The 13321-nt window shown below is 65.6% G+C and carries 11 protein-coding genes and 3 tRNA genes; 12 read left to right on the top strand and 2 right to left on the bottom strand.

Annotation, left to right across the window (positions count from 1 at the left end; translation table 11 throughout):
• The first annotated feature begins 41 nt into the window (after positions 1-41).
• From LDJ84_RS20740 to LDJ84_RS20690, 11 genes are all read left to right on the top strand, one after another.
• Positions 42-665, top strand: coding sequence for a phosphoribosylanthranilate isomerase (locus LDJ84_RS20740; protein WP_065084952.1), 624 nt, complete (start codon positions 42-44; stop codon positions 663-665).
• A 238-nt stretch (positions 666-903) separates the two neighbouring features.
• On the top strand, positions 904-1779 hold the full coding sequence (gene accD / locus LDJ84_RS20735) for an acetyl-CoA carboxylase, carboxyltransferase subunit beta (protein WP_038803623.1): 876 nt from the start codon (positions 904-906) through the stop codon (positions 1777-1779).
• Entirely contained in the window at positions 1776-3056 is a 1281-nt protein-coding gene (gene folC, locus LDJ84_RS20730; RefSeq protein ID WP_084357415.1) for a bifunctional tetrahydrofolate synthase/dihydrofolate synthase, read from the top strand. The genes accD and folC overlap by 4 nt, the downstream gene beginning before the upstream one ends.
• A 24-nt stretch (positions 3057-3080) precedes the next feature.
• The gene (locus tag LDJ84_RS20725) at positions 3081-3749 is read left to right on the top strand and encodes an SPOR domain-containing protein (protein WP_024767273.1); all 669 of its coding nucleotides are present in this window, start codon (positions 3081-3083) and stop codon (positions 3747-3749) included.
• A gap of 104 nt (positions 3750-3853) precedes the next feature.
• Positions 3854-4396, top strand: a complete 543-nt coding sequence (locus LDJ84_RS20720; RefSeq protein WP_024767274.1) for a CvpA family protein — start codon at positions 3854-3856, stop codon at positions 4394-4396.
• Positions 4397-4502: 106 nt separating this feature from the next.
• The gene (purF, locus tag LDJ84_RS20715; RefSeq protein WP_037015408.1) at positions 4503-6008 is read left to right on the top strand and encodes an amidophosphoribosyltransferase; all 1506 of its coding nucleotides are present in this window, start codon (positions 4503-4505) and stop codon (positions 6006-6008) included.
• Between the two features lie 11 nt (positions 6009-6019).
• Entirely contained in the window at positions 6020-7231 is a 1212-nt protein-coding gene (locus LDJ84_RS20710; protein ID WP_084357414.1) for an O-succinylhomoserine sulfhydrylase, read from the top strand.
• 2 nt (positions 7232-7233) lie between these two features.
• On the top strand, positions 7234-7995 hold the full coding sequence (locus LDJ84_RS20705; RefSeq protein ID WP_084357413.1) for an SDR family oxidoreductase: 762 nt from the start codon (positions 7234-7236) through the stop codon (positions 7993-7995).
• 198 nt (positions 7996-8193) lie between these two features.
• Positions 8194-8269: transfer RNA gene (locus tag LDJ84_RS20700), tRNA-Val, on the top strand.
• A 15-nt stretch (positions 8270-8284) separates the two neighbouring features.
• Positions 8285-8361 (top strand) — tRNA-Asp (locus LDJ84_RS20695).
• Positions 8362-8457: 96 nt separating this feature from the next.
• A tRNA-Asp gene (locus LDJ84_RS20690) sits at positions 8458-8534 on the top strand.
• A 252-nt stretch (positions 8535-8786) separates the two neighbouring features.
• Here the strand turns inward: LDJ84_RS20690 and LDJ84_RS20685 are convergent.
• Complete coding sequence (locus tag LDJ84_RS20685; RefSeq protein WP_164488278.1) at positions 8787-9824, bottom strand: AraC family transcriptional regulator; 1038 nt, start codon at positions 9822-9824, stop codon at positions 8787-8789.
• Entirely contained in the window at positions 9821-10939 is a 1119-nt protein-coding gene (locus LDJ84_RS20680) for a carbon-nitrogen hydrolase family protein (protein WP_226045364.1), read from the bottom strand. Before LDJ84_RS20680 ends, LDJ84_RS20685 begins: the two co-directional genes overlap by 4 nt.
• Positions 10940-11149: 210 nt before the next feature.
• On the opposite strand from LDJ84_RS20680, the gene LDJ84_RS20675 reads away from it, so the two are divergent.
• Positions 11150-13183, top strand: a complete 2034-nt coding sequence (locus LDJ84_RS20675) for an NADPH-dependent 2,4-dienoyl-CoA reductase (protein ID WP_226045363.1) — start codon at positions 11150-11152, stop codon at positions 13181-13183.
• Positions 13184-13321: the final 138 nt, after the last annotated feature.

The following is a 13321-nucleotide window of genomic DNA, read 5'->3' as shown; positions in this document are numbered from 1 at the left end:
TGCTACCATCGATCGATCACTTGCCTGAAGGTTGCTGCATCTTGTCTGCCGTTCGCATCAAAATCTGCGGTATTACCCGAGTCGAGGATGCCCTGGCAGCCGCCGAGGCGGGCGCCGACGCCATCGGTCTGGTGTTCTACGCCAGGAGCCCGCGTGCGGTGAGCATCCAGCAGGCCAGGGCAATCGTTGCCGCGTTGCCGCCCTTTGTCAGCACCGTCGGCCTGTTCGTCGATGCCAGCCGTTGCGAATTGGGGGAGATCCTCGATGCGGTGCCGCTGGACGTCCTGCAGTTCCACGGCGACGAAACGCCCGAAGCCTGCTCCGGCTGGCACAAGCGTTACCTCAAGGCCCTGCGGGTAAAGCCGGGCGACGACGTGGCGGCGCAGATCGCGAACTACCCACAGGCCAGTGGTTTCCTTCTCGATACCTACGTGGAGGGCGTCCCTGGTGGAACCGGGCAGGCTTTCGATTGGTCCCTGGTGCCGAAGGATGTTCAGCGCCCCCTGATCCTGGCGGGTGGCCTGACGGTGGCCAACGTGGCCGAGGCCATCGCCCAGGTGCGGCCATACGCCGTGGATGTGAGCGGCGGGGTGGAGGCGAGCAAGGGAATCAAGGATGCGCAGAAGATCCGCGATTTCATCGCCCAGTGCCGGTCGGTGGCTTGACGCGGAATCTTCATGTGACGACGAGCGGCCCGCCGCCGTCCACTACCCAATCGCTGCACGGCAGCGTTGGGACTCGCTGGCGGCTGCCGTCGGCGACCCAGTGGTGTATTCATGGCGACGCCTCGGCGGCGCCTTTGTTTGCGAGGGGTTCCGGCCTTGAGGTCGGTACCGCGACGATGAATTTGCTCAGGGGCAGGCGCCGTCCATCGCACCGCGCCCCTGCACTGGAGATGTAAGCATGAGCAACTGGCTGGTAGACAAGCTGATCCCTTCCATCATGCGTTCCGAGGCTAAGAAGAGCTCGGTGCCGGAAGGCCTGTGGCACAAGTGCCCGTCCTGCGAAGCGGTGCTGTACCGCCCCGAGCTGGAAAAGACCCTCGACGTCTGCCCCAAGTGCGATCACCACATGCGTATCGGCGCGCGTGCGCGCATCGACATCTTCCTCGATGAGGAAGGTCGCGAGGAGCTGGGCGCCGAGCTGGAGCCGGTGGACCGCCTGAAGTTCCGCGACAGCAAGAAGTACAAGGACCGCCTGACCGCTGCGCAGAAGGATACCGGCGAGAAGGACGCGCTGATCTCCATGAGCGGCAAGCTGATGGGCATGCCGGTGGTGGTCAGTGCCTTCGAGTTCTCCTTCATGGGCGGCTCCATGGGCTCCATCGTCGGCGAGCGCTTCGTGCGCGCCGCCAACTACGCCCTGGAAAACCGTTGCCCGATGATCTGCTTCTCCGCCTCGGGTGGCGCGCGCATGCAGGAAGCGCTGATCTCCCTGATGCAGATGGCCAAGACCTCCGCCGCGCTGGCCCGTCTGCGCGAAGAGGGCATCCCGTTCATCTCCGTGCTGACCGACCCGGTCTACGGCGGCGTCTCCGCCAGCCTGGCGATGCTCGGCGACGTGATCGTCGGCGAGCCGCGCGCCCTGATCGGCTTCGCCGGTCCGCGCGTGATCGAGCAGACCGTGCGAGAGAAGCTGCCCGAAGGCTTCCAGCGCAGCGAGTTCCTGCTGGAGCACGGCGCCATCGACATGATCGTTCACCGTGCCGAGCTGCGTCCGCGCCTGGCCAAGGTGCTCGCCAAGTTCACCCACACTCCAAGTACCGCGCTCGCAGGATGACCCAACGTACCCTTGCCGACTGGCTCAGCTACCTCGAACAACTCCACCCCACGGCGATCGACATGGGGCTGGACCGCTCCCGTGAAGTAGCCGGCCGGCTTGGCCTGGGACGCCCCGCGCCCCGCGTGGTGACCGTCACCGGCACCAACGGCAAGGGGTCCACCTGCGCCTTCCTCGCCGCCATGCTCGGCGAGCAGGGCCAGCGGGTCGGCGTGTACAGCTCGCCGCACCTGCTGCGTTACAACGAGCGCGTGCTCATCGATGGCGCCGAAGCCAGCGATGAAACGCTGTGCGAAGCCTTCGCCGCCGTCGAGGCGGCGCGCGGCGAAATCTCCCTGACCTACTTCGAGATGGGCACTCTCGCGGCCTTCTGGCTGTTCGAGCGCGCCAACCTCGATGCGGTGGTGCTGGAAGTCGGCCTGGGCGGCCGCCTGGATGCGGTCAACCTGATCGACTCCGATGTTGCCGTGGTCACCAGCATCGGCATCGACCATGCCGACTGGCTGGGCGATACCCGCGAAAGCGTGGCCTTCGAGAAGGCCGGTATCTTCCGCGCTGGCAAGCCTGCCGTGTGTGGCGACCTCGAGCCGCCAGCACCGCTCCTGGAGCAGGCTCGCCAACTGGGTTCGCCGCTGGTCCTTCGCGGCCGCGATTTCGACCTGGCAATGGGCGAGGGCGACTGGCACTGGCGTGGCCGCTCCGCTTCGGGTGAAGCGCTGAGCCTGCACAACCTGCCGCAGCTCGAACTACCGATGGAGAACGCGGCGCTGGCCCTGCAGGTCTATGCCTTGCTGGACCTGCCGTGGCAGCCTGATTCCCTGGCCGCCGCGCTGTTGCGTACCCGGGTTACCGGGCGCCTGGATCGGCGCACCGTGCAATGGCACGGCGAAGAGCGCCACTTGCTGCTCGACGTCGGGCATAATCCGCACGCCTCGCAATACCTGGCCAGTCGCCTGCGTGCGGCGCCGCCCAAGGGCGTGCGCCACGCGGTATTCGGCCTGCTGGCGGACAAGGATCTCGACGGCGTACTGGAACCTGTGCTCGGCTTGGTGCAGGATTGGGCCGTCGCACCGTTGCCCACCAGCCGCAGCCGTCCTGCTGGAGAGTTGCAGGCGGCATTGCAGGCTCGCGGGGCGCAGGTCAGTTGTCATGGCGATATCGCCGCGGCGCTGGTAGCGCAGTGCGATGCAGCAAGCACCGATGACGAGATTCTGGTGTTCGGTTCGTTCTACAGCGTGGCGGATGCCCTGGAGTGGCTCGCCAAGGCTGCTCAATAAGGTAGACCCAAGGGGAGTTGTTGCATGGCGTTGCTCGATAAGGGGCTCAAGCAGCGGGTAGTCGGAGCGCTGGTGCTGTTGGCACTGGCGGTCATCTTCCTGCCGATGCTGTTCTCCCGCGAGGATGATGTACGCCAGGTCGTGGTCGAGGCGCCGGTGATGCCCAAGCCGCCGGCCATGCCGACGGTCGAGGTGCAACCCACCGAGGTTCCCGAGCCACAGGCCGAAGACGCCGAAAACGGTGTGCCGCCTGCCGAGACGGCGGCCGCGCAGGCGCCTTCCGCACCGATCGCCAGCTCGCCAGCCCAGCAGTCCCAGTCCGCTCAGCCCAAGGCTCCGGCTCCGCAGCCAGTTGCGCCCAAGCCTGCTGCGCCCGCTCAACAGCCCGCCCAGGCCAGTGCCGCTCCGGCTGCGCCTGCGCAACAGCCGGCCCAGCGTCTGGACAGCAACAACCTGCCGGTGAGCTGGTCGGTGCAGCTGGCCAGCCTGTCCAACCGCGCCCGCGCCGATGAACTGCAGAAGTCACTGCGCAGCCAGGGCTACAACGCCTACGTTCGCAGCTTCGACGGCATGAACCGGGTGTTCGTCGGACCGGTGGTCGAGCGCGCCGAGGCAGACCGCCTGCGCGATCAGCTCGGCAAGCAGCAGAAGCTCAACGGTTTCGTGGTGCGGTTCCAGCCTGAACGTGGCTGAGTTGGTTCGTTAGCTTCTCTCAATCAGCCCCATGGCAAACTGGGGCTCTTCTAAATCGAAGGCCTCTGCTAAAATGCGGGGCCTTTCCGTTTCTGGGCCGCAACGTGGCATTTACCTGGGTCGATTGGACGATGATCGGCATCATCGTCATTTCCAGCCTGATCAGCTTGAGCCGTGGTTTCGTCAAGGAAGCCCTGTCGCTGGTCACCTGGATCGTAGCCGGTGCGGTCGCCTGGATGTTCGGCGGCGCGCTGGCCGAGCATCTCGCACCCTATATTCAGCTGCCCTCGGGGCGCGTCATCGCTGCTTGCGCTCTTCTTTTCGTCGTCACGCTGTTGCTGGGTGCACTCGTCAATTTCCTCATCAGCGAGCTGGTGCGGGTGACCGGCATGTCCGGCACCGACCGTGTGCTCGGCATGGTGTTCGGCGGCGCCCGTGGCGTGCTGCTGGTGGTTCTGCTGGTCGGCCTGCTGAGCCTGGCGCCGGTGCAACAGGATCCGTGGTGGCAGCAATCGGTGCTGCTGCCGCATTTCCTGCTGGTCGCCGACTGGTCGAAGAACTTCATCCTGACTTTCGCCGGGCAGTGGATGTCCGGCGTGACCATCACTCCGCCGTCCGGAGTGGGGTCTTTGCTGCCGGCCCAATGACGGGCGGGCAGAGGCGACGGGTAGCCGTCGCCGCCATGGCAGGTCCGGTGGATACTGCCGAATACGGAATTGTTTTAGCCTGAACACCAACTAGGGGTTGCGTCGCATGTGTGGCATCGTCGGTATCGTGGGCAAGTCGAACGTCAATCAGGCGCTGTATGACGCCCTCACCGTTCTCCAGCATCGTGGCCAGGACGCTGCGGGGATCGTCACCTGTCAGGACGACCGTCTGTACCTGCGCAAGGACAACGGCCTGGTCCGTGATGTCTTCCAGCAGCGCCACATGCAGCGCCTGGTCGGCAAGATCGGTATCGGCCACGTGCGCTACCCGACCGCGGGCAGCTCCAGCTCCGCCGAGGCCCAGCCGTTCTACGTCAACTCGCCGTACGGCATCACCCTGGCGCACAACGGCAACCTGACCAACGTCGAGCAGTTGGCCAAGGAAATCTACGAATCCGACCTGCGCCACGTGAACACCAACTCCGACTCGGAAGTGCTGCTCAACGTGTTCGCCCATGAGCTGGCGGTGCGCAACAAGCTGCAGCCCACCGAGGAAGACGTCTTCGCCGCCGTTGCCGGCGTGCATGCGCGTTGCGTCGGCGGCTACGCCGTGGTGGCGATGATCACCGGCCACGGCGTCGTCGGTTTCCGCGATCCGCACGCCATCCGCCCGATCGTCTTCGGCCAGCGCCACACCGAAAACGGCGTGGAATACATGATTGCGTCGGAAAGCGTGGCGCTGGACGTCCTCGGCTTCACCCTGATCCGCGACCTTGCGCCGGGCGAAGCGGTGTACATCACCGAGGAAGGCAAGCTCTACACCCGCCAGTGCGCGGCCAACCCGCAGTACTCGCCGTGCATCTTCGAGCACGTCTACCTGGCGCGCCCGGACTCCATCATCGATGGCATCTCGGTCTACAAGGCACGCCTGCGCATGGGCGAGAAGCTGGCCGACAAGATCCTTCGCGAGCGTCCGGACCACGACATCGACGTTGTCATCCCGATCCCGGATACCAGCCGCACCGCCGCGCTGGAGCTGGCCAACCGCCTGGGCGTGAAGTTCCGCGAAGGCTTCGTGAAGAACCGCTACATCGGCCGTACCTTCATCATGCCTGGCCAGGCCGCGCGCAAGAAATCGGTACGCCAGAAGCTCAACGCCATCGAACTGGAGTTCCGCGGCAAGAACGTGATGCTGGTGGACGACTCCATCGTGCGCGGCACCACCTGCAAGCAGATCATCCAGATGGCCCGAGAGGCCGGCGCGAAGAACGTCTACTTCTGCTCCGCCGCTCCCGCCGTACGCTATCCCAACGTCTACGGCATCGACATGCCGAGCGCCCACGAACTGATCGCGCACAACCGTAGCACCGAGGAAGTCGGCGAGCTGATCGGCGCCGATTGGCTGGTGTATCAGGACCTGCCGGACCTGATCGAATCCACCGAGGGCGGCAAGATCAAGATCGAGCACTTCGACTGTGCCGTGTTCAACGGTGAGTACGTTACCGGCGACGTCGACGAGGCCTATCTGAACAAGATCGAGCAGGCGCGCAACGACGCGACCAAGACCAAGGTCGCCGCCGTCAGCGCCATCATCGATCTGTATAACGACTAAGGAGAGCAGGCATGGCTCAGGATTGGGAAGCCGGCCGGCTGGACAGCGACCTCGAGGGTGTCGGTTTCGACACCCTGGCGGTGCGTGCCGGCCAGCGCCGCACCCCGGAAGGTGAGCACGGCGAGGGCCTGTTCACCACTTCCAGCTACGTGTTCCGCAGCGCGGCCGACGCGGCCGCGCGTTTCGCCGGCGAAGTGCCGGGCAACGTCTATTCGCGCTACACCAACCCCACGGTGCGCACCTTCGAGGAGCGCATCGCCGCGCTGGAAGGCGCCGAGCAGGCGGTGGCCACGTCCACCGGCATGTCGGCGATCCTTTCCCTGGTGATGAGCCTGTGCAGTGCCGGCGACCACGTGCTGGTCTCGCGCAGTGTGTTCGGCTCGACCATCAGCCTGTTCGAGAAGTACTTCAAGCGTTTCGGCATCGAGGTGGACTACCCGCCGCTGAGCGATCTGAAAGCCTGGGAAGCGGCCTGCAAGCCGAACACCAGGCTGTTCTTCGTCGAATCGCCGTCCAACCCGTTGGCCGAGCTGGTGGACATCGCCGCGCTGGCCGAGATCGCGCATGCCAAAGGCGCGCTGCTGGCGGTGGACAACTGCTTCTGCACCCCGGCGCTGCAGCAACCGCTGAAGCTGGGCGCGGATGTGGTGATCCACTCGGCGACCAAGTACATCGACGGGCAGGGCCGCACCATGGGTGGCGTGGTGGCTGGTCGCCGCGCGCAGATGGAGCCCGTCGTCGGTTTCCTGCGCACCGCCGGCCCGACCCTCAGCCCGTTCAACGCCTGGATCTTCATCAAGGGCCTGGAAACACTGCGTGTGCGCATGCAGGCCCACAGTGCCTCGGCCCAGCAAATCGCCGAATGGCTGGAGCAACAGCCGGGCGTCGAGCGCGTCTACTACTCCGGCCTGCCCAGTCATCCGCAGCATGAGCTGGCCAGGCGTCAGCAGAAGGGCTTCGGCGCGGTGGTGAGCTTCGAGGTGAAGGGTGGCAAGGACGCGGCGTGGCGCTGCATCGATGCTACCCGGATGATCTCCATCACCACCAACCTGGGTGACACCAAGACCACCATCGCCCACCCGGCTACCACCTCCCACGGCCGCCTTTCGCCGGCCGAGCGCGAGAACGCCGGCATCCGTGACAACCTGATCCGCGTTGCCGTTGGCCTGGAGGATGTCGACGACATCAAGGCCGATCTGGCGCGAGGCCTGGCGGCACTGTGAGCATGGCTGACATCCTCGGCAACGGGCGTGTCGTCCTGGTCACCGGGGCGGCGCATGGCATCGGCCTGGGCATCGCCGCCTGGCTGGTCGCCGAGGGCTGGCAGGTGGTGCTGGCGGATATTGATCGTGAGCGCGGGCCGAAAGTGGCCGCAGCGCTCGGCGAGCGCGCCAGCTTCATCGCCCTGGACGTGGCCAATGAAGCGCAGGTTGCAGCAGCGGTGGCCGAATTGATCGGCCAGTTCGGTCGTCTCGACGCGCTGGTGAGCAATGCCGCTATCGCGCGGCCACATAATACGGCGCTCGAAAGCCTGGGTCTGAACGAGTGGAACCGCACGCTGGCGGTGAACCTCACGGGGCCGATGCTGCTGGCCAAGCACTGTGCGCCCTATCTGCGTGCGCACAGCGGTGTCATCGTCAATATCGCTTCCACCCGCGCGCACCAGTCCGAGCCGAATTCCGAAGCCTATGCGGCGAGCAAGGGCGGGTTGCTGTCGCTGACCCACGCCCTGGCCAGCAGCCTGGGCCCGGAGATTCGCGTCAACGCGATTTCCCCCGGCTGGATCGACGCTCGCGACCTGCGCGAGCGCGAGGCTGAGCCGCTGACCGAACTGGACCACGACCAGCACCTGGTTGGCCGTGTGGGGACGGTGGAGGATATCGCCGCGGCGGTGTCCTGGCTGGTCAATGGCGATGCCGGTTTCGTCACCGGCCAGGAACTGGTGATCGACGGCGGCATGACGCGCAAGATGATCTATCTCGACTGAGTGTCGAGTGTGGAAGAGGAGGGCGGCCCGCGGTCGCCCTTTTTCTTTTGTGGCTTTCCGACTCTGAGCGCGAACATGAAGCCGCGCCGGGGGCGCTAACCGCACGCCGAACTTTTTTTGCGGAAAATGAAAAAAAGTTCAATCAGGGCATTGACTTAGGATTCGTCGGCTGTAGAATGCGCCCCACTTCGAGACGAAGGGTGATTAGCTCAGCCGGGAGAGCATCTGCCTTACAAGCAGAGGGTCGGCGGTTCGATCCCGTCATCACCCACCACTCTCGCAGTTACGCGCAGCGGTAGTTCAGTCGGTTAGAATACCGGCCTGTCACGCCGGGGGTCGCGGGTTCGAGTCCCGTCCGCTGCGCCATTTCCCCCTCCTTGGTTCCTACCCCGAACCGGCTTGTCGAGTGATTCACTCCAGGCGCAAGGAGGTTGCTGTACCGGACGAAAGTCCAACCGACACGCAGCGGTAGTTCAGTCGGTTAGAATACCGGCCTGTCACGCCGGGGGTCGCGGGTTCGAGTCCCGTCCGCTGCGCCATATTCGAAAGCCCTCAGGTAGCAATACCTGGGGGCTTTTTCGTTTCCGTCCGAAAAGTCCTGACGTTGTCCTGTAAGACGCTGTCACAGGTCGTTCACCTTTGGCGTCTAGATTTTTCCTCGTGGTCTTTGCTAAAACCGGATCGAACGGTCAGGAGAAAAGCCAATGGACGACTATCAGGAAGAACTGCTGGAGCTGCATGTCGTGGAACAGGATCTGCCGGAGCCGGCCGATGACGCCACCGAGATGTGATCAGGCGCTGTGGCGCTGGGCGCGGCGGAATTCCCCCGGCGTTTGCCCGCTCCAGCGCTTGAAGGCGCGCTGGAAGGCTTCCGCCGAGGCAAAGCCGAGCAGGTAGGCGATTTCGCCGAAGGCGAGGTCGGTGTCGCGGATGTAGATCATCGCCAGGTCGCGGCGTGTGTCGTTGAGGATGCTGCGGAACTGCGTGCCTTCCTCGGCCAGCTTGCGGCGCAGCGTCCAGGTCGGCAGCTTCAGGCGTGCGGCCACTTCCTCGAGGTCCGGCTCGCTGCCGTTGAGCATTGGTCCCAGCAGTTGGGCAACGCGCTCACGCAGGCTGCGCGTGCGGGTCAATTGCTCCAACTCCTTCTCGCAGATTTCCAGCAATTGCCGCCAGGTGCTCGGGCAGTGATCCGGGTTGGCGCGCGCCAGGGTGGTCTGGTCCAGGCGTAGTTGGTTGTGTTCGGCGCCGAACTCCACCGTGCAGCCCAGCGCTTCCTCGAAGCGCGACGCCCAGGCAGGCGCCGGGTATTCGATTTCAACCTTCTCCGGGCGCAGCGGCTGTGCGCCGATGCTGCCGAGCATGCTCACCCAGCCAGCCAGCACCGAATCCACCACGAAGCGGTTGTAGGCGTTGTACGGGCTGATGGAGTAGAAACGCAGCCAGGCACCGCCGGCGTCCTCGATGAAGCTGCTCTGGCCGCGGTAGTTCTGTGCGTAGAGCGGCTCGAAGCGGATCAGCGCACGGGCCGCCGCACGCAGGTTGGGCGCTTGCGCGGCGGTGACACCGGCCAGGCCGCTCTGGCTCGGTCGGCTCAGCTGGCCCATGCGCAGGCCGAGGGCGGGGTTGCCGCTCTGCTGGATGGCCGCATGGCCCAGGCGCATGTAGCGCGGGATCGACAGGCGAGCGCCCGGTTCGCCCAGGCGCGCGGCGTCCAGCCCGTACTGTTGAAGCAGTGGCTGCGGCGCGATACCGCTTTCCGCGAGGGCGTCGGCGAGGCTGTGGACGAAGCCCACCGACAGATCGCCCAGCCGCATGGTCGGGCGGCTCATAGCCAGAGGTTGATCAGGCGCGCGCCGGGCCCGTCGGGCGCCAGGGTGTGGCTGTCGCCGCTGACCACCAGGCTGCGGCCGTCGCTGCCCAGGTCCCACAAGTGGCCGCGCATGAACACGGTGATACCGGCATGGGCGCCGCTTTCGCCGAGGCGGCCGGCCAGGGCCAGGCGTTCCCAGGCTTGGCCCTCGGTCAGTTCGCCGGGCTTGAGCGTCACATCGCTCGGTGTCGGCGCGCCGTTGTAGCCCTTCCAGGGCTTGCTCCAGTTGCCGTTGCCGGTGAGGAAAGCAGGCACGGCAACGATATCGGGCTTGTTCGTCGCCAACGCCTCGTAGCTCGCCGGGAACCAGCTGTCGGCGCAGACCAGCACGCCCAGGCGTCCGGCCGGGGTCTGCAGGACCTGCAGGTCGTCGGGATTGCCGCCGCGGGTGAAGCCTTTCTCGTCGTCGATGGGGAAGAGTTTGCGCTGCGGCTTGCCCAGCGGCAGGCCGTCGCTACCGAAGACCTGGCTGACGTTGTAGAGGCGGCCGTTGCCGGTACGGATCTGCCCTTCGACGATGCGCGGGTTGGGCAGCACGATGGACCCGGCGACGATGGTCACGCCGAATTCCTTGGCCAGCCCGCCAAACAGTGTCTGGTAGTCATGTGCCATGTCTACCGCCTTCATGCGGAACAGGGCGTCCGCCATGCGGTCCTCGCCCTTGGCACCGAGCCAGCCGCGCGCGAGCTTGAGCGGGTTGCTGGCGGCCATCCATTCCATGGCCTCGGTCAGGTGCTCGGTCTGGTAGACCTCGGGCTTCTCGCCGGCGGCCACCAGCCAGGTGCCGATGTGCTCGGGGAACACCACGACGGTACGCGGGTTGATCAGCCCTTCGTCGCGGGCCTTGGCCAGGTAGGCGTGGAATTTCAGACGCAGGCGTTCGGCGCTCTGGTAGTCCTGGGTGAACAGTTCCGGCTGGACGCCCAGCAGGTTGCCGTGCTCGGACGGCTGGCCCTGGTTGAGCACCACCTGGCTGCGCAGGTCGGACAGGTAGTGGCCCACCGGGCGACGCTCCGCCCAGCCGGCATAACCGGCGAAGAGGATGACCAGAACGAGGAAGATCAGCTTGCGCATAAAGGATGGGTACTCATGGGGTGCCCCACAGGGTAGGGGCTGCGCCGGGTATTGCCAAGACAGCGTGTCATCTTTGGTCAGTAACTTGTCATTTTCGATCATTGAGCGGCGGGTGCGCGCTGCCTAAAGTCTGCCCCATACCGACCGCGCCCCATGCCTCGCCGTTCCGCAGGCTGAGGGCGCGGCATCATCGTGAATGCCGGAGGAACCATGACCGCCACTTATCCGCACCTGCTCGCGCCGCTGGACCTGGGTTTCACTACCCTGCGCAACCGCACCCTGATGGGCTCCATGCACACCGGCCTGGAAGAGAAGCCCCAGGGCTTCGAGCGCATGGCGGCCTACTTCGCCGAGCGCGCCCGCGGCGGCGTCGGCCTGATGGTCACCGGCGGCATCGGCCCGAACGAGGAAGGTGGCGTCTATTCCGGTGCAGCCAAGCTGAGCACGCCGGAAGAAGCCGAGAAGCACAAGATCGTCACCCAGGCCGTGCACGAGGCGGGCGGCAAGATCTGCATGCAGATTCTTCACGCCGGCCGCTACGCCTACAGCCCCAAGTCCGTCGCGCCCAGCGCCATCCAGGCGCCGATCAACCCGTTCAAGCCGCGCGAGCTGGATGAAGAGGGCATCGAGAAGCAGATCGCCGACTTCGTCAATTGCTCGAGCCTGGCCCAGGTGGCCGGCTATGACGGCGTCGAGATCATGGGTTCGGAAGGCTACTTCATCAACCAGTTCCTCGCCGCCCACACCAACCACCGCACCGACCGTTGGGGTGGCAGCTACGAGAACCGCATGCGCCTGCCGGTGGAAATCGTCCGCCGCGTGCGCGAGGCCGTCGGCCCGAACTTCATCATCATCTATCGCCTGTCGATGCTCGACCTGGTGGAAGGCGGCAGCACCTGGGACGAGATCGTCCTGCTGGCCAAGGCTATCGAGAAGGCTGGCGCGACCCTCATCAACACCGGCATCGGCTGGCACGAAGCACGTATCCCGACCATCGCCACCAAGGTGCCGCGCGCGGCCTTCACCAAGGTCACCGCCAAGCTGCGCGGCGAGATCGGTATCCCGCTGGTCACCACCAACCGCATCAACACCCCGGAAGTCGCCGAGCAGGTACTGGCCGAAGGCGATGCCGACATGGTCTCCATGGCCCGTCCGTTCCTCGCCGATCCGGACTTCGTCAACAAGGCCGCCGAAGGCCGTGCCGACGAAATCAATACCTGCATCGGCTGCAACCAGGCGTGCCTGGACCACACCTTCGGCGGCAAGCTGACCAGTTGCCTGGTCAACCCGCGTGCCTGCCACGAGACCGAGCTGAACTACATCCCGACCACCCACGTGAAGAAGATCGCCGTGGTCGGCGCTGGCCCGGCCGGGCTGTCCGCCGCTACCGTGGCGGCCGAGCGTGGCCATGAAGTGACCCTGTTCGACGCCGCCGGCGAGATCGGTGGCCAGTTCAACGTCGCCAAGCGCGTACCGGGCAAGGAAGAGTTCTACGAGACCCTGCGCTACTTCAAGCGCAAGGTGGAAACCACCGGCGTCGACCTGCGCCTGAATACCCGCGTCAGCGTCGACGACCTGGTCAAGGGCGGCTTCGACGAGATCATCCTGGCCACCGGCATCGTGCCGCGCACCCCGGCGATTCCGGGCATCGAGAATGCCAAGGTGATCAGCTACCTGGATGCCATCCTCGAACGCAAGCCGGTGGGCAGGACTGCCGCGGTGATCGGCGCCGGCGGCATCGGCTTCGACGTCTCCGAATACATCACCCATGCCGGCGAATCCACCAGCCTGGACCGCCACGCTTTCTGGCAGGAATGGGGTATCGACGAGAAGCTGGAGGCCCGTGGCGGCATCGCCGGTATCCAGGCGCACCCGCATGCGGCGGCGCGCCAGGTGTTCCTGCTGCAGCGCAAGAAGTCCAAGGTCGGTGACGGCCTGGGCAAGACCACCGGCTGGATCCACCGCACCGGGCTGAAGAACAAGCAGGTGCAGATGCTCAACAGCGTCGAGTACCTCAAGGTCGACAACGACGGCCTGCACATCAGCATCGCCGGCGGCGAGCCGCAGGTGCTGCCGGTGGACACCGTGGTCGTCTGCGCCGGCCAGGAGCCGCTGCGCGAGCTGCATGACGGCCTGGTCGCTGCCGGCCAGAGCGTGCACCTGATCGGCGGCGCCGACGTGGCTGCCGAGCTGGACGCCAAGCGCGCCATCAACCAGGGCTCGCGCCTCGCTGCCGAGATCTGAAGCGCCTGAGACCTGAGCCGGCTGAGATTCAGGTCTCAAAACCGGGCCCGGAAAAGTTCCCTTCCGGACCCGGATATCCTTCCGAAAATCCAACCGCGTCACAGAATTATCCAACCGGTTAACCGCCCGGCCAGACCG

It is taken from the genome of Pseudomonas sp. HS-18 (genome assembly GCF_020401845.1).
Taxonomy (GTDB): Bacteria; Pseudomonadota; Gammaproteobacteria; order Pseudomonadales; family Pseudomonadaceae; genus Pseudomonas; species Pseudomonas nitroreducens.
Note: the sequence above shows the minus strand (reverse complement) of the source record. Positions and strands in the feature narration are given on the sequence as shown.